General features: G+C 65.2%; 25 protein-coding genes. 4 read left to right on the top strand and 21 right to left on the bottom strand.

Going from position 1 to position 24,745, the window contains the following annotated elements; genetic code table 11:
• Positions 1-11: 11 nt before the first annotated feature.
• The 4 genes from V9L21_RS19825 to V9L21_RS19810 all read right to left on the bottom strand — a co-directional run bounded on the left by V9L21_RS19825 (position 12) and on the right by V9L21_RS19810 (position 3,171).
• Positions 12-260, bottom strand: coding sequence for a hypothetical protein (locus V9L21_RS19825; RefSeq protein WP_126746783.1), 249 nt, complete (start codon positions 258-260; stop codon positions 12-14).
• Between the two features lie 109 nt (positions 261-369).
• The gene (locus V9L21_RS19820) at positions 370-1,278 is read right to left on the bottom strand and encodes a DUF3014 domain-containing protein (protein ID WP_337314650.1); all 909 of its coding nucleotides are present in this window, start codon (positions 1,276-1,278) and stop codon (positions 370-372) included.
• 135 nt (positions 1,279-1,413) lie between these two features.
• Entirely contained in the window at positions 1,414-2,103 is a 690-nt protein-coding gene (locus V9L21_RS19815; protein WP_337314649.1) for an alpha/beta hydrolase, read from the bottom strand.
• Between the two features lie 15 nt (positions 2,104-2,118).
• Positions 2,119-3,171, bottom strand: coding sequence for an NAD(P)H-dependent flavin oxidoreductase (locus V9L21_RS19810; protein ID WP_337314648.1), 1,053 nt, complete (start codon positions 3,169-3,171; stop codon positions 2,119-2,121).
• Between the two features lie 109 nt (positions 3,172-3,280).
• Between V9L21_RS19810 and V9L21_RS19805 the strand changes: the two genes are divergently transcribed.
• Positions 3,281-4,750 (top strand): sensor domain-containing diguanylate cyclase, encoded by a 1,470-nt coding sequence (locus V9L21_RS19805; protein WP_337314647.1) that lies wholly within the window; start codon positions 3,281-3,283, stop codon positions 4,748-4,750.
• Between the two features lie 18 nt (positions 4,751-4,768).
• Here V9L21_RS19805 and V9L21_RS19800 read toward each other — a convergent pair whose 3' ends face one another.
• The 4 genes from V9L21_RS19800 to V9L21_RS19785 all read right to left on the bottom strand — a co-directional run bounded on the left by V9L21_RS19800 (position 4,769) and on the right by V9L21_RS19785 (position 9,139).
• Positions 4,769-5,620: a hypothetical protein gene (locus V9L21_RS19800; protein ID WP_337314646.1), complete on the bottom strand. Its 852-nt coding sequence runs from the start codon at positions 5,618-5,620 to the stop codon at positions 4,769-4,771.
• A 101-nt stretch (positions 5,621-5,721) separates the two neighbouring features.
• Positions 5,722-7,059: a glycosyltransferase gene (locus V9L21_RS19795; protein WP_337314645.1), complete on the bottom strand. Its 1,338-nt coding sequence runs from the start codon at positions 7,057-7,059 to the stop codon at positions 5,722-5,724.
• 243 nt (positions 7,060-7,302) lie between these two features.
• Positions 7,303-8,172, bottom strand: a complete 870-nt coding sequence (locus V9L21_RS19790) for an NmrA/HSCARG family protein (protein ID WP_337314644.1) — start codon at positions 8,170-8,172, stop codon at positions 7,303-7,305.
• 37 nt (positions 8,173-8,209) lie between these two features.
• Positions 8,210-9,139 (bottom strand): NADP-dependent oxidoreductase, encoded by a 930-nt coding sequence (locus tag V9L21_RS19785; RefSeq protein ID WP_337314643.1) that lies wholly within the window; start codon positions 9,137-9,139, stop codon positions 8,210-8,212.
• A gap of 104 nt (positions 9,140-9,243) precedes the next feature.
• Here V9L21_RS19785 and V9L21_RS19780 point away from each other — a divergent pair, with 104 nt between their 5' ends.
• A complete protein-coding gene (locus V9L21_RS19780) occupies positions 9,244-10,119 on the top strand; it encodes a LysR substrate-binding domain-containing protein (RefSeq protein ID WP_337314642.1) in 876 nt (291 codons plus the stop codon).
• An 8-nt stretch (positions 10,120-10,127) separates the two neighbouring features.
• Here V9L21_RS19780 and V9L21_RS19775 read toward each other — a convergent pair whose 3' ends face one another.
• A complete protein-coding gene (locus V9L21_RS19775) occupies positions 10,128-10,787 on the bottom strand; it encodes a TetR/AcrR family transcriptional regulator (RefSeq protein ID WP_337314641.1) in 660 nt (219 codons plus the stop codon).
• Between the two features lie 97 nt (positions 10,788-10,884).
• Here V9L21_RS19775 and V9L21_RS19770 point away from each other — a divergent pair, with 97 nt between their 5' ends.
• Positions 10,885-11,481 (top strand): NAD(P)H-dependent oxidoreductase, encoded by a 597-nt coding sequence (locus V9L21_RS19770; RefSeq protein WP_337314640.1) that lies wholly within the window; start codon positions 10,885-10,887, stop codon positions 11,479-11,481.
• A gap of 30 nt (positions 11,482-11,511) precedes the next feature.
• Here V9L21_RS19770 and V9L21_RS19765 read toward each other — a convergent pair whose 3' ends face one another.
• Positions 11,512-11,907: a RidA family protein gene (locus V9L21_RS19765; RefSeq protein WP_337296275.1), complete on the bottom strand. Its 396-nt coding sequence runs from the start codon at positions 11,905-11,907 to the stop codon at positions 11,512-11,514.
• A gap of 149 nt (positions 11,908-12,056) precedes the next feature.
• Here V9L21_RS19765 and V9L21_RS19760 point away from each other — a divergent pair, with 149 nt between their 5' ends.
• Positions 12,057-12,989, top strand: coding sequence for a LysR substrate-binding domain-containing protein (locus tag V9L21_RS19760; RefSeq protein ID WP_337314639.1), 933 nt, complete (start codon positions 12,057-12,059; stop codon positions 12,987-12,989).
• On the opposite strand, the gene V9L21_RS19755 is transcribed toward V9L21_RS19760, so the two are convergent.
• The 11 genes from V9L21_RS19755 to V9L21_RS19705 form a co-directional block, all read right to left on the bottom strand.
• Positions 12,979-13,662: a DsbA family oxidoreductase gene (locus V9L21_RS19755; RefSeq protein WP_337314638.1), complete on the bottom strand. Its 684-nt coding sequence runs from the start codon at positions 13,660-13,662 to the stop codon at positions 12,979-12,981. The two genes, V9L21_RS19760 and V9L21_RS19755, sit on opposite strands and share 11 nt — an antisense overlap.
• Positions 13,663-13,719: 57 nt before the next feature.
• On the bottom strand, positions 13,720-15,129 hold the full coding sequence (locus V9L21_RS19750) for an MFS transporter (RefSeq protein WP_337314637.1): 1,410 nt from the start codon (positions 15,127-15,129) through the stop codon (positions 13,720-13,722).
• A gap of 29 nt (positions 15,130-15,158) precedes the next feature.
• Positions 15,159-17,057 carry a bifunctional sugar phosphate isomerase/epimerase/4-hydroxyphenylpyruvate dioxygenase family protein gene (locus V9L21_RS19745; RefSeq protein WP_337314636.1) on the bottom strand — a complete coding sequence of 633 codons (1,899 nt, stop codon included), beginning with the start codon at positions 17,055-17,057 and terminating at the stop codon, positions 15,159-15,161.
• 142 nt (positions 17,058-17,199) lie between these two features.
• The gene (locus V9L21_RS19740) at positions 17,200-17,964 is read right to left on the bottom strand and encodes an alpha/beta fold hydrolase (RefSeq protein ID WP_337314635.1); all 765 of its coding nucleotides are present in this window, start codon (positions 17,962-17,964) and stop codon (positions 17,200-17,202) included.
• Entirely contained in the window at positions 17,961-19,181 is a 1,221-nt protein-coding gene (locus V9L21_RS19735; RefSeq protein WP_337314634.1) for a multidrug effflux MFS transporter, read from the bottom strand. Before V9L21_RS19735 ends, V9L21_RS19740 begins: the two co-directional genes overlap by 4 nt.
• The gene (locus tag V9L21_RS19730) at positions 19,178-19,606 is read right to left on the bottom strand and encodes a carboxymuconolactone decarboxylase family protein (protein WP_281148614.1); all 429 of its coding nucleotides are present in this window, start codon (positions 19,604-19,606) and stop codon (positions 19,178-19,180) included. The genes V9L21_RS19735 and V9L21_RS19730 overlap by 4 nt, the downstream gene beginning before the upstream one ends.
• Positions 19,603-20,814 (bottom strand): 3-carboxy-cis,cis-muconate cycloisomerase, encoded by a 1,212-nt coding sequence (pcaB, locus tag V9L21_RS19725; RefSeq protein WP_337314633.1) that lies wholly within the window; start codon positions 20,812-20,814, stop codon positions 19,603-19,605. Before pcaB ends, V9L21_RS19730 begins: the two co-directional genes overlap by 4 nt.
• 99 nt (positions 20,815-20,913) lie before the next feature.
• Positions 20,914-21,747, bottom strand: coding sequence for a shikimate dehydrogenase family protein (locus V9L21_RS19720; RefSeq protein WP_337314664.1), 834 nt, complete (start codon positions 21,745-21,747; stop codon positions 20,914-20,916).
• Between the two features lie 28 nt (positions 21,748-21,775).
• Positions 21,776-22,780 carry a TRAP transporter substrate-binding protein gene (locus V9L21_RS19715; RefSeq protein WP_337314632.1) on the bottom strand — a complete coding sequence of 335 codons (1,005 nt, stop codon included), beginning with the start codon at positions 22,778-22,780 and terminating at the stop codon, positions 21,776-21,778.
• 64 nt (positions 22,781-22,844) lie between these two features.
• Positions 22,845-24,125 (bottom strand): TRAP transporter large permease subunit, encoded by a 1,281-nt coding sequence (locus V9L21_RS19710; RefSeq protein WP_337314631.1) that lies wholly within the window; start codon positions 24,123-24,125, stop codon positions 22,845-22,847.
• A 1-nt stretch (position 24,126) separates the two neighbouring features.
• Positions 24,127-24,729: a TRAP transporter small permease gene (locus tag V9L21_RS19705; RefSeq protein WP_337314630.1), complete on the bottom strand. Its 603-nt coding sequence runs from the start codon at positions 24,727-24,729 to the stop codon at positions 24,127-24,129.
• Positions 24,730-24,745: the final 16 nt, after the last annotated feature.

Below are 24,745 nucleotides of genomic sequence, written 5' to 3'. Positions count from 1 at the left end.
GGCCTTCTTCTCTAGCCTTCGCGCTGATACATCGCCCACTTCACGGTGAGGATGTCCGCCGCGATCTTCGCGGCGTTAACACCCGCGTAAGGGACGGACGGATCGAATTCGAAGGCTTCCTGGTAGCGCTTGATGTGCGCGTAGTCCCGGTCGAAGGTCATCGGCCCCATGAGGTCGGCGGGGTCGGTGCCGGCGGGCAATGCCAGAAACTTCTCGGGATCGGTGGCACTCTGGTAGAGGTCGACGCTCATCAGGTTCATACGGTTGTCCTCGAAAACTTGAGGGCAAATCATCCACGGCATCCGCAGCGCGCGCAATCGGCCCGCGCCTACACGGCGCGCAATTGGCACGCGCCTACGGCCCGATGGGTCAGCGCTGCTTCTTCTTCCCCATGTCGCCGGTGGCAATCTGCTCGCGGAAGCCGCGCAGGCTGGCCTTGAGCTTGCGCTCGTTTTCCAGCCCCACCCGCACCATGATCTTCTGGCCGGACGAGAGCGACTCGAGCTGCGGGTCGGCGTATTCATAGCGCACCCAGGGCCGCTGCGACGACACGTTGCCCTTGACCTCGACGAGCCGGACCTGCACCGGGCCGGCGGGTTCGGGCGCCTGCAGCAGATGGTCGATCACGGCAATGAGCCGGTCGTTGAAATAGCGGCCGGGATAGCCAAGCTCTTCATATGCCTTCTGAAAGAGGGGGTAGAGCCGCGCATACGCCTTGGCTGCCTTGGCCGGGTCGACCGACTCCGCAAACAGCACGATGGGTTTGTAGCGCGCGGCGTTGTTGGCGGCGATGGTCTGGGCATCGCCCTTGCCTTCCGTGGCAAAGCGCTGCTTGGTGGGCTGCACCGGCCATGCGCTCGCGGGCGCCTGCTCGCGCGCCAGGTTGTCGATGGTGGCCACGAAGCGGCGCACCACGCCGTCGAACTGCACGAATTCCGCCACGTTCTTGCTGCCCAGCAGATCGACCAGCGCCGACATCACGCGCGTGTCGGAATCGGCCACCGTGGGCAGGCCCGAGGCGGGCAGCGCGATCGCATCGATGGGGTTCTTGGGCTCCAGCGATTCGGGCAACGGGGCTGGCGGCGGCGCGGGCGCGGGCCCGTCGTTCGGCGCGGTGGCCACGGGCGCCGGCTCGAATGACTGCGGCTGCGGCTGTTGCTGCTGGTACCAGCGCCAGCCCAGGAAAGCGGCCGCGATCGCGAGCAGGCCGATGATGATGACGGTGCCGGCCGAGCTCTCGCGGCGCGGCCTGTATTCGGAGGTGTCGCTGTCGGACATGTCGGCAATATTCCTTTTGCGAGGATTGCAGTGGGAGGCGAACGGCTATGGTGCACCAGTTCGGCGGCCCTTCCCGGTGTCATCCCTCCTCATCCCGTAACGCCCTGTGACGCGCCGATGGCGCGAAAACCGATGCTACGGCTGTTGCTGGGGCGTACCCGGCGCGGCGCTGAGCGCCTGAAGCCAAGCCAGCGTGCCCTGCAGCTCGGCCGGGCGAATCTCATGCCCACCGGGAAAGTCGGCACCCGACAGCGCCAGCGGCAGGCCCCGCGCGAGCTCACGCGTGGCTTGTGCGGCGCCTGGCGCAATCACGTTGTCGGCGCTGCCGTGGCTCACCCACAGGGCCTTGCCTTCGAAGGCCTCCGGCGGCGCAATGTGCGGCACCACCTGCGGCAGCAGGCGGCTGTGCCACACCATCGCGGCGCGCACCTTCGCGGGCTGCGTCAGCAGCAGCGACAGCGCCATGATGCCGCCCTGGCTGAAGCCGCCGACCACCACGCGTTCCGGCGGCACGCCGAGCTGCTGCGATGCCGACGCGATCATCTCGCCGACGAGAAAGCGGCTTTCGCGCTCCTGCTCTTCATTGATGTGCCGCTCGCCGCCGGGCAGCACCTGGAATTCGAACCACGCATACGCATCGGGCGACAGCACATAGGGCGCGCGCAGGCTCAGCACGTGAAACTGCGGCGGCATGAGCCGCGCAAGGCCGAACAGGTCTTGCTCGTTGCTGCCGACGCCGTGCATCAGCACCAGCAGCCACGGCTCGCGCACGCCGGCGTTGGAGGGCTGCTCGAGAAACTTGAAGGGCAGATGGAGTTGCGGCATGGGTCTGGCGAGGGTTTAGGCAGTGAGGTGAAAGCCCTGCGCCAGCGCTCGGGTGATCTCGGCGGACGGGAGCTCGCGGCAGCCCGTCGCGTTCTGCCCCGACCACAGTGGTGAAAAATCGCCGCGGCCCTGCGCCTCGGCCTTGGCGCGCAGCGGTGCAATGCCTGAAGTGGCAAGCGGAAACTCCGGCGCCACCGCGGCAATGGGCCCCAGCTCGCGCATCAGCCGGTTCATGATGCCGCGCGCCGGGCGGCCGGTGAAAAGGTTGGTGAGTGCGGTGTGGCGCGCTGCATCGCTCTTCAGCGCCGCACGGTGCAAGGCGCTGGTGAAGGCTTCGGGCGCGAGCATGTAGGCGGTGCCGACTTGCACCCCCGCGGCGCCAAGCGCCATGGCGGCGGCCACGCCGTTTGCATCGGCAATGCCGCCGGCCGCGATGACCGGCAGCCTTACGGCGCGCACCACTTGCGGCAGCAACGCAAAGGTGCCGAGCTGCGCCGTGAGGTCGTGCGAGAGAAAGTGACCGCGATGGCCGCCCGCCTCCAGCCCCTGGGCAATGATGGCGTCGACACCCTGCGCCTCCAGCCACAGCGCCTCGTCGACCGTGGTGGCCGAGGCGAGGATCTTCGAACCCCATCCGCGCACTTGCGCCAGTAGCGGCTCGGGCGGCAGCCCGAAATGAAAACTCACCACCGGCGGACGGAACTCGGCCAGCACCTCGGCCACCGCTTCGCTGAACGGGTTGCGGCCCGGGCCCGTGGGAATGGAGGCCGCATCTATGTCGTGCTCGCGGTAATACGGCGCCAGCGCGTTGCGCCATGTCGCCTCGCGCTCGGTGCTCGGCTGCGGCGACACGTGGCAGAAGAAGTTGACGTTGTAGGGCTTGCCTGTGCCCGCGCGGATGGCGGCTATTTCGGTGCGGATGGCGTCGTTGCCCAGCATGGCGCACGGCAGCGAGCCGAGCCCGCCCTCGTTGCTGACCGCAATGGCCATTGCACTGCCTTGAATGCCCGCCATGGGCGCCTGGATCAACGGAAGTTCGGTACCTAGAAGTTGCTGCAGCGTGGTCATGCGGAATTCCTTGTGTTTCGTGCCCCGGCCATTGTCCAACGACTGGAAAACGCCTACTACCAAATGGTGCATCATCCGGAGCAAGATCCCACCCGCCCAGGAGCTGCACATGCCGTCTTCCACCGACTACGAGTCGATGTTCGAGTTTGCGCCCATGTCGCTCTGGATCGAAGACTACAGCGGGCTGCTCCGGCTGTTCGAATCGTGGCGCGGCGCGGGCGTGGTGGACCTGGTGGCCCACCTGAACGCCGAGCCGAGCCGGGTGAGCGAATGCATGGCGCAACTGCGGGTGTTGAGCGTCAACCAGAGCACACTCAACCTCTTTGGTGCGCAAAGCCAGGCCGAGCTGCTTTCGCGGCTGGACACCGTCTTTCGGGACGACATGACCGCGCCCGTGATCTACGAGCTGGACCAGCTCTGGCGTGGAAATCTCTGCTTCGACAACCAGACGGTGAACTATGCGCTCGACGGCCGCAGGCTCGACGTGCACGTGCGGGTGCAGGTGCTGCCCGGCCATGAGGCGTCCTGGGACCGTGTGCTGGTTTCGCTCGACGACATTACCGCGCGCGTGCGCGCCGAAGAGCTGCGCCTGGAAAGCGAACGCTACGCACGCGAACTGTTCGAACGCTCGCCCGTTTCCTTGTGGGTGGAAGACTTCAGCGCGGTGAAGGTCCTGCTCGACGACATACGAAAACGCGGCATCAGCGACTTCACGACCTTCATCAAGGTGCACCCGGAGTTCGTCACCCGCTGCATGCGCGAGATTCGCGTGATCGACGTCAACCGCGAAACCCTGCGCATGTTCGGTGCGGCCGACAAGGGCATGCTGCTGGACAACCTCTCGGACATCTTCCGCGACGAGATGCAGGACTCCTTCGCCGAGCAGCTGCTGGACCTCTGGAACGGCAAGATGCTGCAGCAGCGGGAGGTGATCAACTACGCGCTGACGGGCGACCTGCTGAACATCCACATGCAGTTTGCGGTGCTCGAAGACCAGCTCGCCACATGGGACCTGGTGCTGGTGTCGCTCATCGACATCACCGCCCGGAAAAAGGCCGAGGCCTACCTCGAGTACCTGGGCAAGCACGACGTGCTGACCCAACTGCGCAACCGCACCTTCTTCACGGAAGAAGTGAACCGGCTGACACGCAAGGGGCCATGGCCGGTGTCGGTGCTGGTGATCGACATGAACGGCCTGAAGCCCGTCAACGACGAGGAAGGACACGCCGCCGGCGACGCGCTGCTCAGGCGCGTGGGCGAGGTGCTGAGCAAGGCCGTCGATGAACCCGGCTGGCCGGCGCGCATCGGCGGCGACGAATTTGCCGTCGTCCTCCCCAAGACGGACGAGCGCGGTGCGGAGGCGATGCGCGACCGCATTGCCTCCATGGTCGAACTGAACAACCAGTTCTACGCCGGGCAGAGCGGACGGATGCTGAACCTTGCAATGGGCGTGGCAACCTGCGAGGCCGGCGACCAGCTCGACGCGGCCCTGCAGCGCGCGGACCGCGCAATGTACGAGGAGAAGGCCCGCTACTACCGCGAAAGCAAAGCCGACCGCCGAGGCGACCAGGCGAGGTGAAGAGGCGACCCCGGCATCCTAGAAAAGGATGATCCACTCGCCGCGTATGTACCGGTACTGGTAGCTGGGCCCCGAAAAGGTGGTGCTGCGGCTGTAGCCGGCATTGAAGCGAAAGACCTGCGACCCCCTCACGGGGCTCTGCAGGCTCACGTCCAGCAGTCTCGTGGGCTGGCTCAGGTCGTGGTTGATCTTCTCGTTGCCGAGCCCGGCCGTTACTGCGGCAGTCCAGCCCTGGAAGCGCTGCCGCCAGCTGACCGCCAGCATCGATTCGCTGTAGCTCTTCGGATTGAAGTAGGCCCTGTCCACATCTTCGTGGGTGCTGCGGTACGTGCGGTAGCGCGCTTGCAGGGTCAGCCCCAGGTCGAGCGAGGGTTGGTAAATGAAGCGGATGCGCCCGTGGTCCCGACGATTGCCGTCGGAGAAGTACTGCTGTGCCAGCAGCCCCACCAGCGTGACGTGGCTTCCCAAGCCTTGATCGACCGCAACACCGACGAATGAAAAATCGATTCCTCGGTCGAGGGACTTGGGCGTTTCCACCCAGTCGCGCGTAACCAGAAACTCCACCGCCGTGCTTTTCGTCGGCGCAATGCGATAGCTGCCGTCGAGCGTCAGCAGCGTATGGCCGCCCTGCTCGAACGCGCCGACCTCCATCTGTCCGCCATTGGCCGTTCTGGTTTCGATTGAACGCGCGAGGAACGAGACCTTTTTTCCCGCTCTTCGCCAGCTGTCTTGCTGGTACTTGTAGTCGCCGAGCCGGAACCCGAGGTAGCGGTCGGCGTTTTCAAAAGCCGGAAAAAACTCGACCGATACCCGGCGGGATTCGAAGTTGTCGCTGTCACTGGTCAGCAGGGCTTCCGTCCCGAAAGCCATGCCGGAAGTTTTTCTCTCGGCCGCTTCTTCCTGCGCATGGCAGGAGGCACTCAACACCATAAGGCCTGAAACGGCGGCCGCTGCATATGCCGGCGCCCTGGTCATTTGGTGCCCCAGGCCTTGGGCTTTCGGAACAGTTCGTCCAGATAGCCGAGCACGCTGGCGGGTTGCAGGAGCAAGCTGTACAGCAGCACGTAGACAAAAAACCCTTGAATATTTTTTCGCACGACCAGGCCGGTTTTCTTGAACATCCGGCGCTCGATCGAGAACATCAGGAAACTCAGCGCAAATGCCGCCGGTATCAGCGCCAAGGTCATTGGCCCCACGATCCAGTAATAGCCGAACAAGGCAAATATTATTCCGGGAATGAAGCCGATGGTGAATGCCAGGTCCAGCCACGGGAACAACAGGTTCCAGTGAATGAAAAAGGTCGACAGCCGCATCTTGAAAAGAATGCGGGGGTGTTTGACAAAGGCTTCCGTCATGCCCCGGGCCCAACGCTGGCGCTGCTTGACCAGTTGCTTGAGCGTGCTGGGCACATTGGTGAAGAGGCACGCGTCCTCGCAGTGCCCCACCCTGTACCCGGCATTCAACAGCGCCCATGTGAGCACAATGTCTTCCCCCACGCACTCAGGCCAGCCGCCAACCTCGGTCAGCGCGGCCCGGTCGTAAACGGAAAAAGCGCCCTGCGCAACCAGGGTGCCCTGGAACAGCGACTGCACTCGCTTGACTGCAGAAATACCGTGAAAGTAGTCCCACTCCTGGCAACGGGTAATCCAGTTCTGCCGCGAGTTTCGAACCAAGATTTTTCCGGCAACCGCGCGCGTATTGGGCGGGTCGGCGTGATAGCGCTCGACAATGCTGGCGAGCGCGCCGCGGTACAAGAAAGAATCCGCGTCGACGGTCACGACCAGATCGTGCAAAACCTCCTTGAACCCGATGTTCAGGGCGCGAGCTTTGCCACCATTCTTTTTCAGGTCGACAAAGCTGAGCCAGCTATATCGCTCGAGGGCACGCTGAACCACCCGCGCAGTGCCATCCGCCGAGCCGTCATTGATTACGATGACCTGCAATTCGCCCGGGTACTTCTGCTGGTCAATGCTGACCAGCGTCTCTTCGATGGAAGCTTCTTCGTTGTACGCGGCAATCAATATGGATATTGGCGGATAAACCGACAGCGGGCGATGCGGCGGCCTTTTATCCAGAATGAGGCTGATTGCCATGAACGCATTCATGAACCCCGGAATGATGGCAATGCCATACACCAGGAAAATGGCAAACGCGGTTCCTACGTAGCTTTTTAGATCGGCCAGCCACGGCCCGGCGGCCCAAATCGAAAAAATCATCCACGCGATCGCCCCGATCAATGCGATCAAAAATTTGGCTGACACCGGCAGGTAAATTGCCGAACGCTTCGCCTCTCGGCCATCTACTTTCATGTGCATCCTCGGGGGTCACAAGAATGTAATGCCGCAGCAATGCTATGAACAGTTTGTTTACATTTTTCGATGCGTGCTAACAACTGCGGGCAACCCGAAGACTCACTTTCTGCTGCGGCGGCGCACAGTCATGCGGGGTGCTGTGAACTGGGCTTGCCTTTGGACTGCCGAAAGCTCGAGTGCTCGACGCGAGCGACGCTGAAGGCGGCGACCAGAGGGCTTATCTGACCGGGCTTGGGCAGCCTACGACGCAGCAATCGCCTCGTTGACGAAGTCGCCGTACTTGCGCAGCGGACGCCCGATGACCGCCTGCAGGCGATCCACTGCTCCGGCTGCACCGTGCATGCCAAACTTCTGAATCCCGGCCATCATGAGGCGCATGTCGTAGGCAAGCCACGAGGGCCCCTGCCCGGCCATCTGCGCTTCGAAGGCGGCCACGTCGTCTCCGCCGTAAGCCACGTCGCGGCCGAGCGCAGCGCTCCAGATCTTGGCCACCGACTCTCCTGTCAGCAACTCGGGCCCGACGAGTTCCAGCGTTGTGCGCGGCAGCGGCGCGGGCGCCCCGTCCCGACGCAGCAATTCGGCGACGGCGGCATCCGCAATGTCTCGCGCATCGATCATGGCCACGCCCGTGGAGCCGATCGGCATCGGGTAGACGCCGTAGCCCTGGATCACCTGCTGGACCATGCGCTCGTTCTGCATGAAGTAGGCGGGCCGAAGGACGGTCGCGGGAATGTCGAGGCTTTCGATCATTCGCTCGACCGTGTGCTTGCCGGTGAAGTGCGGCACGTTGGTGAACTTGTCCGCATGGATGACCGACAGGTAGACAACGCGCTCGATGCCGGCCTCGCGCGCCAGGTTCAGCGCGACCAGGGCTTGCGTCACTTCGTCGGGCGTGACGGCGTTGAGCAGAAACAGCGTGCGCACCGACGACAGTGCCGCGCGCAATGAGGGCACGTCGGTCAGGTCGCCGACGACCTCCTTGACTCCCGCCGGGAAGCTTTGCTTTCCGGGTGTGCGAACGAATGCGCTGACTTGGGCGCCGGCGCTGGCCAGGCCTTGGACGACGAGGGAACCGATGGTGCCGGTGGCACCGGTGACGAGAATGCTCATGAAAATCTCCAGAGAGTCAGAGGGGAAAAAAGATCGATCAACGCGAGAAGTCCGCAACCACCTTGCCGATGCGAGAGTCGGTGCGGTTGCGTTCGATGGCCGCCGGGATTTCGGCGAAGCCCACGGCTTCGCCGAGCTTCGAGACCAGCGAGCCTTGGGCGACCTCCGCTGCCAGCTGTGCCAGCAGGGCTGTGTCCGGCTTGTTCATGAACCACAGTCCGCGGCGGCCGGGCGGCGTGCGCGCAAGGATGTCGGGCGAGGAGGTGCCGACAATCGCGCCCTCCTTCTTCAGCACCTGCCAAGAGCGGTCGAGCACTTCGCCGCCGACGTAGTCGAGCACGAGGTCGATGTCCTGCGCGACCGACTCGAAGCGTTGGGCCCGGTAGTCGATGACGTGGTCCGCGCCCAGGCTGCGCACATGGTCGACGTGCGCGGCCGACGCGGTTGCGAAGACTTCGGCGCCCGCCCGCTTAGCGTATTGCACGGCATAGCCGCCCAGCCCTCCCGCTGCACCGTGGATCAGGATCCGCCGGCCCGCGGCGATCGGCCCCGCATGGTGCAAGCTCTGCCAGGCTGCCACGGCCGCGACCGGAATGGCGGCCGCATGAACGTCGTCCAGCCCTTGCGGCGTGCGCACCAGGTTCGCCTCGTCGACCGCCACGAAGTCGGCATAGGCACCCAGCCCGCCAAGCGGCCCCATGACGCGGTCGCCCACATGAAAGCGCAAGGCACCGGGGCCGACCGCCTCGACGACACCCGCAAGCTCGATACCCAGCACCGCGGGCAGTTGCAACGGAAAAGCCTGCTGGACCAAGCCGTCACGAACTTTCCAGTCGATGCCGTTCACGCCGGCGGCCCGAACGCGAACCAGAACCTGGCCCTGCCCTGCCACGGGCCTCGTGATTTCGGCGACCTCTGCGGCACCGCCATAGGCCCGGATCAGCACAGCACGTTGAGTGGTGGTCATTTCAATTTCCTCGTTTCGAAGTTGCGATGAGGAGAAGATAGGCCGTTGCATTGATAAAACGAAGACTAGAAAATAAAGACACCTCGTCTCAATTTCGAAACACCATGGACCTGAACGCACTGAGCGACTTCGCGCTCGTCGCAACGAACGGCGGCCTCGGAAAAGCAAGCCGCGCCAGCGGCAGATCGAAGGCGACGCTGTCCCGGCGCATCGCGGACCTGGAAGAGCAACTCGGCGTGCGGCTCATCGAGCGCAGCGCCCGCGGTCTCAAGCTCACGGAAGCCGGCCAGCTGCTGATGAATCGCACCGAAGGGCCGATGCACGAGGTGGCCGACGCGATGACTTCCGCGCGCGAAGGCTTGTCGGTGCCGCGCGGGCGCTTGCGTATCGCTTCGCCGGTGCTGTTCTCCCAGCTTGCGATGGGCCACATCTCCGCCCGCTTCTGCGCGGCCTACCCTGAGGTGACGTGCGAGGTGGTGGCGGACGATCGCTTGGTCGATCTCGTCGAAGAGCAGTTCGACGCCGCGATCCGGATCAATCCCAGCCCCGACAGCAGCCTGGTGGGCCGGTGCTTCGCCAAGGACCGGCTCGTGGTGGTGGCCGCGCCTTCCGTGTCGGTGCCAAAGCCAGGCAAGGTCAGCGCCGTTCCCGGCATCGTTTCAACAAACTTTCAAGGCGGGAACTGGACGCTCGACGATGGGCGCCTTGTCATCGAGCCGATTCCAAGGCTGAGGCTTTCCTCGTTCCTGATGATCCGGGATGCGGCGGTCGCCGGCGCGGGCGTCGCCCTCATGCCGCAGTCCATCGCGTGGAACCAGCTGACGCGCGGAGAGCTGGTTCAGTGGGGCACGGTATCGGGCGTGGAGGTCGCGCTCTGGGTGCTCCATACATCCAGGCGGCTTCCTGCGCCGAAGGTGCGCGCGTTCGTCGACTTCATCTGCGAGCAATATCCGCAGGAGTCGCTTGTGCTGAACGGTTAGAAGACCGGTCAGTTCGCGGGGCGGCGCGAGGCCGGCCGCTGCTGCCGCGACACCATTCCCAGAATGGTCTCGAGCAGTTCATCCTTGGCCTGCGATGCGGAAATCTCGTCCATGGCTGCCGCATACGACAGGGCTTCGGCCGCGCCCAGCATGGCGCGCAGCCCGGCCACGCCGATGTCCTTGCCGGGGGCAAACGGTGCCAGCAGCGCGCGGCACTTCTGCAAAAAGGCCGTTTCCGATTCGCGCTTGAGGCTCTCGAGTTCAGGCGAGCCCGCCAGCGCCGCGCTCACGCCGGGCAACTCGCGTCCCTGCGCGAGCACGCAATCGACATACGAGCCGGCAATCACGGATGCGCGTTCGGCCAGGGTCGGTTCGCTGTTCTCGATTGCGGCATCGATCAGCGCGTTCTGCTGCATGTCGAACTCGCCGTAGAGCGCGGCCAGCAGCCGATTGCGGGTCGCGAAATGGTCATACACCACCGGCTTGGCGATGCCCGCCTGCTCGGCGAGCGAGCCGAGCGTCAAGGCGTCGGTGCCCGATTCACGCACGATGCGCCACGCCACTTCGATGAGCTGGCGGTAGCGGTCTTGCCGCGAGAGGCGGCGGCGCCTGGGCTCATCGGTATCGGCTGATGTGGCGCGTGCCTCTTTAACCCCGTGCTTGGGCATGGTTATGTACCAAAGGTAGGTTAATCAATATACTAAACGTAGGTTGCAACTGTAGCAGCCCTCTTCAACCTCAAGAAGCATGAAAGGAATGTCACGCATGCATGCGCTCATCGTTGTCGCCCACCCGAATCCGGAATCGCTCACCCACCACGTGGCGCGCAAGCTCGCGGAAGGCGTAGCCCTTGCCGACGACGGCCACACGGCGGAAATTGCCGACCTTGCAGCAGAAGGTTTCGATCCGCGCTTTACCGCGGGCGACCATGCCTCTCACAGGAAGCAGGCGCCGCCCGATGCCGACGTGACGCGTGAACAGCAAAGAATCGACCGCGCCGATGCGCTTGTGCTGGTGTATCCGGTGTACTGGTGGTCCTTCCCGGGGCTGCTGAAGGGCTGGATCGACCGCGTGTTCGCGAACGGATGGGCCTATGACGAGCGCGACGGCAAGCTCGTCAAGCGCCTCGGCCACTTGCCGGTGCACCTCGTCGCCATTGGCGGCGCCGACCCCGGAACCTACGACCGGCATGGCTACTTCGACGCGATGAAGACGCAGATCGACCATGGCATCTTCGGCTACTGCGGCGCACGCGTGGTGACGTCGGAGTTCCTGCTTGAGTCCGACCGGCCGGACGGCACCGCTCAACTGGAAGCCGCGCGCGACCTGGGGCGCGGGCTTTTCTCGGCCGTTGCCGCTTGAGCTGAAAGCCAGGGAGTCCTGGCCATCGCATCAGGCTTCAGGAAGCTTCGCAATCACCTTGATCTCGAACTTGAAGCCATAGAGCCACGTCACGCCTATGCCGGTGAGCGTCGGGTGCGGCGCATTGCCCCAGTACTCCGGCACCACCTTCCAGATCTTTTCGAAGTTCGCTTCCGGGTCGACGACGAAGACGGTCACATCGACCACGTCGTCGAACGTGCAGCCCGCGGCCGCCAGGATGGCGTTCAGGTTCTCGAAGGCAAGCCGAACCTGCGCTTCCAGGTCGGGTTCCGGCGAGCCGTCGGGGCGGCTGCCGACCTGGCCTGAAACGAACAGGAAGCCGTTGGACCGGACGGCCGGCGAATAGCGGTTCTTTTCATAAAGCGCCTGGCGCCCGGGCGGAAAAACGACGTCGCGTTGAGCCATGGATTGCTTCCTTTTTTCTCGAATGAGCCGTCGCCGGCCCGTCATCACGATGCAGGGACTCTAGGGAACCCGGCTCGTCGGATAAACAGGCAAAGCCAACAATCATTGTTTGGCAAACTCAAACAATCTTCGAACCAGCAGGAACAGACATGGACCGCTTCGATGCGATGCAGGCATTCGCGCGCGTGGTGGAAGCAGGCAGCTTTACCAAGGCGGCCGACACGCTGAGCATGAGCAAGACCACGGTGACGCAGCTGGTGCAGCAGCTCGAGGCAAGGCTGCGCGTCAAGCTGCTCAACCGCACCACGCGCAAGCTCAGCGTCACGGCCGATGGTGCCGCCTACTACGAGCGCGTGGTGCGCCTGCTGGCCGACATGGACGATGCCGAGACCAGCCTCTCGAGCGCCTCGGCGCTGCCGCGCGGCCATCTTCGGGTGGACGTGCCGAGCCCCCTGGCCCGCATGATCCTGGTGCCGGCATTGCCGGCGTTTTATGCGCGCTACCCGGACATCCAGCTCGACATGGGCGTGAGCGACCGCACAGTGGATGTGATCGGCGACAACGTGGATTGCGTGGTGCGCGGCGGCGAGCTCACCGACCGATCGCTGATGGCGCGCCGCGTGGGCGACCTGCAGCTGGGCGTCTATGCGGCCCCGCGCTACCTGGAACTTGCCGGCGCGCCGCAGCACCCGCGCGAGCTGGAAGACACGCACCACCGCATCGTCGGCTTCCTATGGTCGCGCAGCGGCAAGACCTTTCCGTATGCCATGTGGCTGGGCGAAGAGCGCATCGAGGTGCAAGGCCGCTACATGCTGTCGGTGGACGACGGCAATGCCTATCTCACGGCCGGGCTTGCCGGGCTGGGAATTCTCTGGCTGCCGGACTACATGGCCAAGGCGCACCTGGCGGGCGGCGAGCTGGTGCGGCTTTTCGACGGCTGGCAGCTCGATTCGATGCCGCTCTACGTCGCGTTTCCGCCGAACCGGCACGTCAGCGCCAAGCTGCGCGTGTTCATCGATTGGGTGGCCGAGCTGATGGCGCAGCACGCGCCTGTCGACGCCCGGCGCCAGCTCAGGCCGTGACCACCGTGCTGGGCTGCGCACCTGCAATCTGACGCAGCGCCCGCTCGAACACCTCGACCGGCTGCCCACCCGAAATCAGGTGCTGATCGTTGATGATGATCGCGGGCACCGAGTGGATGCCGGCATCGGTGTACATGCGTTCGCGCTCGCGGGTTTCGCGGGCGAACTCATCGCTTGCCAGGATTTCGCGCGCACGCGCCGCATCGAGCCCGGCCTCCGTGGCCGCGTGCACCAGCACCTCGGGGTCCGACGGGTTTTGCCGGTCGGTGAAGTAGGCCTTGAGCAGCAGCTTCTTCAGTGCCGCCTGCTTGGCCGGGCTTTCGAGCTCGGCCCAGTGCAGCAGCCGGTGGGCGTTGAAGGTGTTGTAGATGCGGGGACGGCCTTCGGGGCTGAACTCGAAGCCCACCTCGGCCCCGCGCTGGCGAATCATCTCGCGTGCCTGCGCCTGCTGTTCACGCGTGGAACCGTATTTCTGGTTCAGGTGCTCGAAGGTGTCCTGCCCTTCGGCCGGCATCTGCGGGTTCAGCTCGAAGGGCTGGAAATGCAGCTCGGCCGTGACGTCCGGCGCCAGGCGCCGGAGCGCCGCCTCGAGCGAACCCAGGCCGACGGCGCACCAGGGGCAAGAGACATCGGAAACAAAATCGATCTTCAGATGGGAGGTCATGGCCGCCATTCTTCATGGCGTCCGACTCCCTTGGTGCGCGCAAGGTCTTCAGGCGGCCCTGGGGATTCAGGCGGCTGCCTTGGCCATGCGTGCGTTCACCAGCGTCTCTTCGCGCAGCCGGTCGTATTCGGGCTTGTCGACCGGAATTGCATCGCGCTTGCCCAGGTCGTTCATGTGCACGCGATAGGTTTCGCGGGCGCTCCAGGCCGAGACGGCGGCAATGGCGCAGATCGCCAGCGTGATGGCACCCACGGTGAGCGGGATGTTGGCGGCACCGGGCGGCGCAACGGCAACAAACAGCGCCGGCAGCAGCGCGGTGATGGCGGTGCCGATGTTCTGCGAAATCGCCATGCCCGAGACCCGGGTGCGCGTGGGGAACATCTCCGGATAGAAGCTCGGGAACACGGCGTTGTAGCCCTGGTAGACCACGCCCCACATCAAGAGCGACATCACGATGGCAAGCGGCACGTTGTGGATGCTGATGGCGTACAAGTAGCCGAACGACAGCAGGCCCGATCCGAGCGCACCGACGACGATAGGCAGGCGGCGGCCGACCTTGTCCGACAGGTTGCCCACGAACGGGATCACGATCACGGCCAGGATGTTGCCCATCACCGGAATCCAGAGGTAGAGGTCTTTCTCGAAATTGATGCCGTAGCCCGGCTGCACCGCATAGGCCGCGCCGAAGATGGTGGCAACCACCGGAATCACGTTCATCAGCGAGCACAGCAGCACGCGCAGCATGTCGCCCCAGCTCTCGGTCACGGCCTGGATCACCGGCGCCTTGGGCACGGTTGCGCTCTTCTCCACTTCGGTGAAGGCGGGCGTCTCGTCAACTTCCTTGCGGATGATGTAGCCGGCCACGATGACGATGAAGCTCAGCAGGAACGGAATGCGCCAGCCCCAGGAGTTGAAGGCGTCCTTGTCCATGTAGTGCGCGAGCGGCAGGAACACGGCGGCCGCCATGATCTGGCCGGCCTGCACGCCCTGCAGCGTAAAGCTCGCAAAGAAGCCGCGGCGCCCGAACGGCGCGTGCTCCAGAATCATCGAGCTCGCGCCCGAAATCTCGCCGGCCACCGCAAAGCCCTGGATCAGGCGCAGCACCACCAGCATGGCGGGTGCCCACAGGCCGACTTGGTCATAGGTCGGCAGCAGGCCGACGGAAATGGTCGAAAAGCCCATCAGGAACATGCAGAGAATCAGCACGGTCTTGCGGCCGTGCGTGTCACCCCAGTGGCCCAGCAGCAGTGCGCCGATCGGCCGTGCGACATAACCCACGCCGTAGGTCGCAAGCGACGCGATGATCGCGATCTGCGGATCGCCCTTGGGAAAGAATATCTGCGGAAAGATCAACGCCGCGGCGGTGGCGTAGATGAAGAAGTCGTAGTACTCCAGCGCTGAGCCGATCCAGCCGCTGGCTGTGGCCTTCTTCGACTGGTGCTTGCCTTTCGGCTCTTGGGCCGCGGTGTTTGCCATGGTTTGTCTCCGGGGTTGACTAGAAAAACTTATTCCTGCGCCTGCGATGCCATGCGCGCGGGTGCATTGAGGGCACCGTAGGCGTCGTAGCCCGCGGTGCGTTGTGCCAGTTCGAAGAAGAGCCCGCCTTCGATGCTCTCGGTGTAGATGTGCAGGTAGTCGCCGGCCGCCGAGCGGTCGAACAGCACCCCCGCCGCACGCATGCGTGCCAAGAGCGCCGGGTCGAGGTCGATGCGGGTCGCCAGGTCGTCGTAGTAGTTGCCTGAAATGGGCACGAAGCGCGTGCCGTTGGCGCGCAGCCGCTCCACGCTTTCGAAGATGTCTTTGCAGCGCAAGGCAATGTGGTGCACCGCGCCGCCGCCCGTCACGCTCAGCGTGCGCGCGGTGCGGGTGCGCTGGCTCAGCGACACGTTGAGCACCAGCCGCACGCTCCGCGCCGCGTCGGCCACGCCGCGGCTTCGAATGAGCCCGAACGGATCGGCCAGCTCCAGGCTTTCGCCCGGCTCCAGCCCCAGCACGGCGCGCGTGAACAGCACCCAGGTGTCGAGCTGGTCCACCGCCAGGCCAAGGGCCACGTGGTCGATCTGCGTCAGGCCGGCGCCGCCGGCTTCGGATGCATCTTCTTCGAGGATGAAATCCGCCTCGTACAGGCCATTGGCGCCCAATGCTTCCGACACGAAGTGAATGAGGTTGCCGCCTGGTGCCACGATGGCGGGCACGCGCAATTCGTTGGGGCCGACGGGACTGTCGTGCCGCTGCGATCGCATGGCGGTGGCGCGATCGACCGCGGCCAGCGGGTCGGCGCAGCGCACGCCCAGCGCGCACACCGAGGTGCCGTGCGCTTCGAAGCGGCTGCGCGCGAACGAATCCGGCTGCGCGTTGACGATCATGTTGATCTCACCCTGCCGGTACAGCACCACGGCCTTGGAGCGGTGCCGGCCGACGCGGCGGAAGCCGAGTTGCCCGAGCAATGCGCCGAGCGTGCCGGCCGAGCTTTCGTCGGCCGCGAACTCGATGAACGACAGGCCCGACAGCGCCGGCACGGGCGGCGGGCTGAAAAGCTCGACGCGCTGCGGCGGCACGGGCGCAGCCGCGGTATCGGCCGCCGCTGCAAGGCGCCGCTGCGCCTCGCTTTCGAGATACAGCAGCGAGCGCATCGCATCCACCGCGGTGCGGCGGTTGGGCGTCTCGCGGAAGATGTCGTTGAAGATCTCAAGCGACAGCGGCCCCGTGTAGCCCGCGCGCAGCACCTGCTCGAAGAACCCGATCACGGCAAGGTCGCCCTGCCCCGGAAACGAACGGTGATGGCGGGCCCACTGCAGCACGTCCATCGAAAGCAGCGGCGCATCGGCCATCTGCAAAAAGAAGATCTTGTCGCCCGGAATGCGGGCGATGCCCGCGGGATCGTCCTTCAGCGACAGCGTGTGAAAGCTGTCCAGGATCAAGCCGAGGTTCGGATGATCGGCCTCGCGCACGATGCTCCAGGCCTGGCCGTAGAGCGAAGTGAAGCGGCCCCAGGCCAGGGCCTCGAAACCCACGCGCAGGTTGCGACGCGCGGCGCGCTCCGCCAGTTCGTGCAGCTGGGCCGCAGCAAGTACCCGGTCATCGATGGCGAGCGGCGATGTGTTCGAGCAGCACAGCATCATCGGCGCGCCCATCGCCTCCATCAGGTCGAACTTGCGTTCGGCGCGCTCCAGGCTGCGCCGGAACTGCGCCTCGGGCATGGCCTCGAAATCGCGGAACGGCTGGTACAGGTCGATCGAAAGGCCAAGGTCGGCGGCAATGCGGCCGAGCTCGCCGGCACTGCCCTTGAAGTTGACGAAGTCGCTCTCGAACAGTTCGATGCCGTCAAAGCCCGCGGCCGAAACGGCTTCGAGCTTCTGGCGAAGCGTGCCGCTGAGAGAAACGGTGGCAATGGAGCGATGCATGGGAACCGACTTTAGGAAGACGGCGCCCTGCCCACAATGCTCCACGCTCACCTGTCGTTCGATAATCGAACGCCTACGTGCAGTGTTCGCACGAAATAGGGGTTAGACCTAGCCCGGCCCGCTATGCCGGGCGGCCGCTTTTTCAGAGACTGCGCCAGTAATCGATCAGCAGCTGCGTAAATTCGACCGGCCGCTCCACCGCGCTCAGGTGCGCCGCATCGATGGTGGCCAGCCGCGCGCCAGGAATTGCGGCCACCATGGCTTCGGACATTGCCAGGGGCGTGGCCTCGTCCTGCAAGCCGGCAATGACCAGCGTGGGCACGGTGACGCGGCGGTTGCTCTCGCGAAAATCGATGGCGGCCACGGCATTGCAGCTTTCGATGTAGGCCTGTGCGTCCGTGCGCACCAGCACCTCGTTCAGCGCCTGTGCGGCCGCCTTGCCTTCTTGCGTGGTGACATAGCCGTGCGTCAGCCAGCGCGACACGGCGCCCGGCGCAATGGCCTCCACGCCTTTGGCGGCCACCGTTTCAGCGCGCGCGCGCCACGGCGACTGGTCGGGATAGTGAGCCGACGAATTCGCAATGACCACGCTGCGCAGCAGCTCGGGGTGCCGCACCGCCAGCGCCTGCGCCGTCATGCCGCCCATCGAAAGGCCGACGAAATGCACCGGCTCCCCGCCGGTCTCGCGCTGGATGAGTTCAGCCACGTCCTGCGCCAGTGTTTCGATGCGCAGCGCACCGGGCACCACCTCGGAGCCGCCATGGTTGCGGTGGTCGTAGCGAATCACGGTGTGGCCGCGCGCAAGCTGCTCGGCCACGCCGTCCCACATGTGCAGGTCGCAACCCAGCGCATGGCTCAGCACGACGAAGGGGCCGCTGCCTTCGCGGACGACGTTCAAACGGGTCATGTGGATTCCTTCCTTATCGGGTGTTGAAGACGCGGCAGCCAGAGGAACGCGATGGCCAGCAGCACGCAGCCTGCGAGCAGCATCGGCACGACCATCGGCCAGGCGCCGTTCGAGTAACCGGTGTCGACAAACTGTGCCGCAATTTGCCCGACGCTGAATGCAACCATCATCATGCCGAAACCCGACCACGACACGGCGCGACCGGCCAGGTGCGGCAAGTCGCCCACCGCGCCGGCCTGGCCGCAGGGCTGGTGGATGCCGTGGCCAAGGCAATAGACGGCGTGGCCCGCAAGCAGCGGCACCGCGCTGTGCGGCGCCAGCCAGCAGCCCAGCGCCTGGATCGTGGCCCCGGCAATGCTCAGCGTAGCGCCAAGCTGAACGGTGTGCACGGGCCCGTATTTGCGAAGCAGGCGCCGGCACATCGTGGTGCTGAAAATGTAGACCAGCGAGCCACCGGCCGGAATCCAGCCGTACATGGCGGGCGACCAGCCCAGATAGCCGATGTAGACCATCGGCGACAGCAGCAGAAAGCAGAACAGGCCGCCGTAGGTGGTTGCGGCCACCGAAGCCCAGGCGCGAAAGCTGCGACTCGCGAACACGGCGCGCGCACTGCCGCGCGGCGCGGAAACATCGCCCACCAGCGGCCGCCGCGTTTCGCCGAACGAACGCCAGCAGAGCGCAAAGAGCACCAGCGCGTAGAGCGACATCGACGCCATCACCCAGCGCCAGCCGGCCCCCTGCACCAGCCACGCGCCCACCAGCGGCGCGAGCAGCCCCACCACCCCCAGCCCGGTGAGCCCGCGCGCCATGACGTGCGGCCCTTCGTGCGCGGGGTACAAGTCGCGCACCGCGGCGCGCGCGCAAACCAGAATGGCCGCCATCGAAAAGCCCTGCAGCGTGCGCCAGCCCGCAAGCACCGCCACGCTGCCCGCAAAGGCACCGCCGAGTGCCGCAATCACGTAGCAGCCAAGCCCCGCCAGCAACACCGGCCGGCGCCCGAAGCGATCGGCCAGCGGCCCGCACAGCAATTGCGCAAACCCAAAGGCCAGCACAAACAGCGTGAGGCTGGTGCTGGCCGAGCCCAGCTCATTGGCAATGGCGGGCAGCGCGGGCAGGTAGCTGTCGGTGGCCACAGGCTGGGCCGCCAGGAGCAGCGGCAGCAGCAAGCCAAAGCCGACGTCGAAACGCCCTTTGCGAATATCCGTGGGACCGGTCACTGCGGGGCTGCTGCCAGCAGGCCCTTCTCCCGCAAGATGCCGGTCGCAATGCCGAAGGCATGGTTGGCCACCGGCACGCCGCAATAGATGGCGGCCATCATGATCACTTCCTTGATGTCGTCCGGCGTCAGGCGCGATTCGGGTGGGCCGTCGAGCGCCGCGCGCACATGCATGGCGAATTCTTCATACGCATGGATGCCCAGCATCATCGACAGCACCATGTAGCGGCGCGTCTTGTCGCCCAGCGCGGGCCGGCCCCAGATGTCGTTCCACGCGTGGCGCGTGATGAGCTCCTGGAACTCTGCGTTGAACTCGTTGCGGTTGGCCAGCGACTTGTCGACCCAGGCATCGCCGAGCACGCGCCGGCGGTTGACGAGGCCCGCTTCGTAGTCGCCGGCGGGAGGTGTGCTTTTCGGATCGGTCATCGGGATGTGTCTTTCGCAATCAGTTGGTCGCGCAGCGCCGCCACCTGGCGCAGCGCGGTTTCGCCTGCCGGCCCGGCCAGGGCCGGGCTGAACCATTCGTCGGCTGCCTCGCGCGGCAGTTCCGCGCGCAGGGTGTCGATGTTGGCGCGCATGCGCGTCGCGTCGATCTGCAGGCCCGGCAGCGCACCGGCCAGGGCGCGTGCGCTGCCGTGCGCGGACATCAGCAGTTGCGGCCACTCGGCCAATTCGGCCTGCCAGCCGCCGAGGGCACGCTCGTGTTCCTGCGGCATGGCGGCCAGCAGCGCGGCCACGCGCTGCGGGGCACGCTGCGCCGCGGCCAGCGCCACCATCGAGGCCACGGGGTTGCGCTTGTGCGGCATCGCCGAAGAGCCGCCACGGCCCGGCTCGGTGGGTTCGGCCACTTCGCCGACTTCGTACTGGCCCATGAGCGAGATGTCGCGCGCGATCTTGCCCAGGCTGCCTGTAAGCAGACCCAGCTCGCAACCGAGCGCAATCCATTCGTCGCGTTGCGTGTGCCACGTGGTACCGGCGTTGCCGAGGCCAAGCTCGTCCGCCACGCGCTGCACCACGGCCGGGCCCTGCCCCTTCATCTGCGCGAGCGTGCCGACGGCCCCGCCAAGCTGCACGTTCAGGGCATGGCGCGCGGCCGTGCGCAAACGCACGCGGCTGCGCACCAGCGGCGCAGCCCAGCCCGCGCACTTGAGGCCGAAGCTCGTGACCGAGGCCGGCTGCATCAGCGTGCGCGCAAGAATGGGCGTGGCGGCATGCTGCGTGGCGTGCTGCAGCAGTGCCTCGATCGCGCGGTCGAGGTCCTTCTCGATGAGCGCCATGCCCTCGCGCGTGACCAATGCCATGGCCGTGTCGATCACGTCCTGGCTGGTGCTGCCGAAATGCACGAAAGGCACGGCCTCCGCATTGAACAGGCCCACGGCCTCTTTCAATGCCTTGACCAGCGGAATTGCAACGCTGCCCGCGCGGCCGCTGTCGCGCACGATCTTCGACACGTCGAACAGCTCGACCTTGCAGCTGCCGACAATCGAATGCGCAGCCGATTCAGGCACCAGCCCGACGGCAGCCTGCGCCCGCGTGAGCGCCGCCTCGAAGCGCAGCATGGCGTCGACAAAGTTGCGGTCGCTGAAGGCTGAAAGCGTTTCGGAAGTGGAAAGAAAGCCTTCGAAAATACTCATGGTGAACGCCTCTTGCATCAAAAAATCGGGCGGGCGAAGCGGCATTACACCGCGTTTGCACCCCGCCCGTGGCCCGTAGGCGTTTGCGTCGGTTGCAACTCAGTAGCTGATCTTCGCCTCGGCGCGCAGTTCGTCGGCCGTGGCGGTGCCAAAGCCGAAGAATTCGAGGTACGCGGGAATCATCTCGAACAGCATGTCAGTGCCGACCTGCACCGCGCAGCCCTTGTCCAGTGCGGCACGCAGCAGCGGCGTGTATTCGGACTTCATGACCACCTCGCCGACGAAGGTTGACCGCGCAATGCGGGCCACGTCGAAAGGCATTGGATCGTCTTCCTTCATGCCCAACGGCGTGGCGTTGACAACCAGGTCGAAACCCGCCGGATCATTCGAGCCCGTCGACACGGCCAGCGCCGGATAGTGCGCGCGCAGCCGTCCGGCAAGCGCATCGGCCGACGGCGCGTGGGCATCGAAGAGCGCAATCTGCGCGACGCCGGCCGCCGCCAGCGAGGCCGCAATGGCCGAGCCGACGCCACCGCTTCCCGAAACCAGCACGCGCGCGCCCTCGAGCGCGCAGCCCTTGCGCAGAACGCCGCGGACAAAACCCGCGCCATCGAACTGGTCGCCCACCAGCGTGCCGTCGGCGCGCTTGAGCACCGCGTTGCAGGCCCCGGCGATCTTCGCGGTCGGCGTGACCTCGTCGACCAGGCCCATGGTCGTGATCTTGTGCGGCATGGTCACCAGCGCACCCTGGATGTTGGTAAGCCGGAACAGCGCGGCAAACGCCGCGGGATAGTCCTCTGGCTTCACGCCCATCGGCACCACGACCGCGTCGATGCCCTGCTTCTCGAACCAGGGGTTGTAGATCATCGGCGCCTTGAAGCTCTCGGTGGGAAAGCCCAGGTGCGCGACGAGGGTGGTCTTGCCGGTGATCATGCTGTCCTTCATTCGCCTGTGGTTGAACTTACTTGCGGACCTTTGCGATCTCGGCCATCAGTTCCTTCACGGTCGCCTCGCCCACAGTGGCCGTGTACTTGTCGATCACTGGCTTGACCTTGTCGCGCAGCTTGGCCATTTCGGCGGGCGGGAGTTCGGTCACGGTCATGCCGGCCTTCTTGAGCGTGTCGAGCGCGGTATCGGCCGCGGCACGGGACGCCTCGCGCTGGAACTTGGTGGCTTCGGCAGCGGCGTCGCTGATGATCTTCTTTTCTTCGGCGCTCATGCCGTCCCAAGCCTTCTTGCTGATGATCAGCGCCTGCGGGTTGTAGATGTGGCGCGTTTGCGTGATGTGCTTCTGCACCTCGGCAAACTTCGACGATGCGATCACGGTGTTGGGGTTCTCCTGGCCGTCGACCGCCTTCTGGTCCAGCGCCGAATACAGCTCCGGGAAGGGCATCGGCGTGGCGTTGGCGCCCAGCGTGTTGAACAGGTCGATGTAGATCGGCGACTGGATCACGCGGATCTTCAGGCCCGCGATGTCCTCGGCCTTGGCGATCGGGCGCTTGCTGTTGGTCAGGTTGCGGAAGCCCAGGTCCCAGTAGCCGAGGCCGTGCAGGTTCTTCTCGTCCAGCTTGGCGAGCATCTTCTGGCCGAAGGGGCCGTCGGTCACCGCATCGGCTTCCTGCGCGTTGTTGAACAGGAACGGAAAGTCGTAGGCGGCAAATTCCTTCACCTGCGCGGTCAGGATGCCGGCGTTGAGCACCGTCATCTCGATGGTGCCGCCCTGCATGGCCGAAACGGTCTGCAGGTCGCCGCCGAGCGTGCCGCCCGGAAAGAGCTTGACGGTGATCTTCTTGCCCGACTTCTCGGCGACGAGGTCTGCGAACTTCTGCGCACCCTGTGCCTGCGGATGGCCTGTCTGGTTCTGGAACGCGAACTTGAGCGTGCGTTCCTTCACCTGGGCGGCGGCGCCGCCCATGGCAGCGACCGCGACCAGGGCGACCAGCGTCTTGCTGAAAAATTTGTTCATGGTGAAAGTCTCCTCGGGTTGAAATAAGAAAAGCGAATTGGGGAAAGGTCAGCTGGCCAGCGCCTCAGCCGCTCAGCAGCCGGGCCGGCCAGATGACGAGCTGCGGGAACATGACCATCAGGAACATCATTCCGAACTCTGCGAGCGCAAAGGGCCACACGCCGCGCGTGAGCTCATCCATCTTCATGCGCCCGACGCCGGCCACCACGTTGAGCACCGTGCCCACCGGCGGCGTGATGAGACCGATCGAGTTGTTGATGATGAACAGCACGCCGAAGTAGATCGGATCGATGCCCGCCGCCTTGACCACCGGCATCAGCACCGGCGTGAGGATCAGGATGGTGGGCGTCATGTCCATTGCGGTGCCCACCGCCATCACCAGCACCATGATCACGATCATCAGCAGCATCGGGCTTGCGATCAGCGGTTCGAGCAGCGCCACCAGCTTGGCCGGCAGGTCGGCCACGGTGATGAGCCAAGCCGAAACCATGGCCGCCGCAACCAGGAACATCACGATCGCGCTGGTCTTCGCGGCCGACACGAACATGGCGTAGAACTGCGAGGGCTTGAGCTCGCGGTAGACCACCGTGGCCACGAAGATCGCGTAGACCGCGGCCACCACGGCCGCCTCCGTGGGCGTGAAGATGCCGAAGCGCAAGCCCACGAGAATGATCAGCGGCAGCAGCAGCGCCCAGGTCGCTTCGCGCAGCGCGGCGAGCATCTCGCCTTTGGACTTGCGCGGCGGCGGCAGCACCTTTTCCTTGCGCACCAGCCACCACCACGTGAACCAGAGCGAGGCGCCGATCAAAATGCCCGGGAAGATGCCCGCCAGGAACAGCTTGGAGATCGACACGTTGGCGGCAACACCGAAGATGACGAACCCGATAGAGGGCGGGATGATCGGGCCGATGACGCCGGAGGCCGCAATGAGGCCGCCCGAGCGCGCCTTGTCGTGCCCGGCGGCCACCATCATCGGGATCAGCAGCGCCGAGAGCGCAGCCGCGTCAGCCACCGCGGAGCCCGACAGCGCCGAGAGAATGCAGGCCGCCACGATGGCCACGTAGCCGAGCCCGCCGCGCACATGGCCCACCACCGCCAGCGCCAGGTTCACGATGCGCCGCGACAGGCCGCCCTGGTTCATGGCCTCGCCGGCCAGCATGAAGAAGGGCACCGCCAAAAGCGGAAAGCTGTCGGCGCCGTTGATCACGTTCTGCGCGAGGATCTGCGCATCGAACAGGTCGAGGTGCCACATCAGCGCAACGCCGCATAGCAGCAGCGAATAGGCGATCGGCACGCCGATGGCCATGGCACCCAGCAGGGCACCGAGAAAGATTGCGATCGTCATGTCAGTTGCCTCGTGTGCCGTTGCCGCCGGGCTGGAGGGCCGAGGCCTCTTCGGCATCGCGCCGCGCAAGCTCGGCGTTGATGCGGTCGATGTCGCCCTGCTCTTCCGACTCGTGCACCATGACCAGTTCGGCGTCGCTGAGCTTTCCGGTCACTGCCAGCCACAGGTCGTAAAGCAAAAACACGATGGCCGAGACGCCGAACACCACGCCGACAAAATAGAAGATGCCGACCGAGGCGCCGGTGGTAGGTGCGCTCACGTCCCAGTTGATGAGCGTCTGCTGCCAGCTGCCGGTGAGCAGCAGGTACGAGGCGAACAGCATCAGCCCGTGCGACAGGTACAGGCACAGCTTCTTGCCCCAGGTGGGCAGCTTGGAGATCAGCATGTCGGTGCCCAGGTGGCCGTGCTCGCGCACCGCGACGATGGCACCCAGAAAGGTCATCCAGACGAAGAGCCAGCGCGACACCTCTTCCGACACGGTAATGCCCGAGTTGAAGCCGTAGCGCAGCACGACGTTGCCGAACACCATGAGCACCATGATGGCCAGCATCAGCGCCATGAGCCCTTCGAGCCCGCGGCAGTACCACGAGAAGATTCTTGTCATTGTTCTTTTGCCTCTT

Origin of the sequence: Variovorax sp. CCNWLW235, assembly GCF_037204085.1 — a bacterium.
GTDB lineage: Bacteria > Pseudomonadota > Gammaproteobacteria > Burkholderiales > Burkholderiaceae_C > Variovorax.
This window is presented reverse-complemented; position numbering and strand designations above follow the sequence as displayed.

Coding starts and splice junctions, on each gene's coding strand:
- V9L21_RS19825 (WP_126746783.1), bottom strand. CDS start 260: ATGAACCTGATGAGCGTCGACCTCTACCAGAGTGCCACCGATCCCGAG.
- V9L21_RS19820 (WP_337314650.1), bottom strand. CDS start 1,278: ATGTCCGACAGCGACACCTCCGAATACAGGCCGCGCCGCGAGAGCTCG.
- V9L21_RS19815 (WP_337314649.1), bottom strand. CDS start 2,103: ATGCCGCAACTCCATCTGCCCTTCAAGTTTCTCGAGCAGCCCTCCAAC.
- V9L21_RS19810 (WP_337314648.1), bottom strand. CDS start 3,171: ATGACCACGCTGCAGCAACTTCTAGGTACCGAACTTCCGTTGATCCAG.
- V9L21_RS19805 (WP_337314647.1), top strand. CDS start 3,281: ATGCCGTCTTCCACCGACTACGAGTCGATGTTCGAGTTTGCGCCCATG.
- V9L21_RS19800 (WP_337314646.1), bottom strand. CDS start 5,620: ATGGCTTTCGGGACGGAAGCCCTGCTGACCAGTGACAGCGACAACTTC.
- V9L21_RS19795 (WP_337314645.1), bottom strand. CDS start 7,059: ATGAAAGTAGATGGCCGAGAGGCGAAGCGTTCGGCAATTTACCTGCCG.
- V9L21_RS19790 (WP_337314644.1), bottom strand. CDS start 8,172: ATGAGCATTCTCGTCACCGGTGCCACCGGCACCATCGGTTCCCTCGTC.
- V9L21_RS19785 (WP_337314643.1), bottom strand. CDS start 9,139: ATGACCACCACTCAACGTGCTGTGCTGATCCGGGCCTATGGCGGTGCC.
- V9L21_RS19780 (WP_337314642.1), top strand. CDS start 9,244: ATGGACCTGAACGCACTGAGCGACTTCGCGCTCGTCGCAACGAACGGC.
- V9L21_RS19775 (WP_337314641.1), bottom strand. CDS start 10,787: ATGCCCAAGCACGGGGTTAAAGAGGCACGCGCCACATCAGCCGATACC.
- V9L21_RS19770 (WP_337314640.1), top strand. CDS start 10,885: ATGCATGCGCTCATCGTTGTCGCCCACCCGAATCCGGAATCGCTCACC.
- V9L21_RS19765 (WP_337296275.1), bottom strand. CDS start 11,907: ATGGCTCAACGCGACGTCGTTTTTCCGCCCGGGCGCCAGGCGCTTTAT.
- V9L21_RS19760 (WP_337314639.1), top strand. CDS start 12,057: ATGGACCGCTTCGATGCGATGCAGGCATTCGCGCGCGTGGTGGAAGCA.
- V9L21_RS19755 (WP_337314638.1), bottom strand. CDS start 13,662: ATGGCGGCCATGACCTCCCATCTGAAGATCGATTTTGTTTCCGATGTC.
- V9L21_RS19750 (WP_337314637.1), bottom strand. CDS start 15,129: ATGGCAAACACCGCGGCCCAAGAGCCGAAAGGCAAGCACCAGTCGAAG.
- V9L21_RS19745 (WP_337314636.1), bottom strand. CDS start 17,057: ATGCATCGCTCCATTGCCACCGTTTCTCTCAGCGGCACGCTTCGCCAG.
- V9L21_RS19740 (WP_337314635.1), bottom strand. CDS start 17,964: ATGACCCGTTTGAACGTCGTCCGCGAAGGCAGCGGCCCCTTCGTCGTG.
- V9L21_RS19730 (WP_281148614.1), bottom strand. CDS start 19,606: ATGACCGATCCGAAAAGCACACCTCCCGCCGGCGACTACGAAGCGGGC.
- pcaB (WP_337314633.1), bottom strand. CDS start 20,814: ATGAGTATTTTCGAAGGCTTTCTTTCCACTTCCGAAACGCTTTCAGCC.
- V9L21_RS19720 (WP_337314664.1), bottom strand. CDS start 21,747: ATGATCACCGGCAAGACCACCCTCGTCGCGCACCTGGGCTTTCCCACC.
- V9L21_RS19715 (WP_337314632.1), bottom strand. CDS start 22,780: ATGAACAAATTTTTCAGCAAGACGCTGGTCGCCCTGGTCGCGGTCGCT.
- V9L21_RS19710 (WP_337314631.1), bottom strand. CDS start 24,125: ATGACGATCGCAATCTTTCTCGGTGCCCTGCTGGGTGCCATGGCCATC.
- V9L21_RS19705 (WP_337314630.1), bottom strand. CDS start 24,729: ATGACAAGAATCTTCTCGTGGTACTGCCGCGGGCTCGAAGGGCTCATG.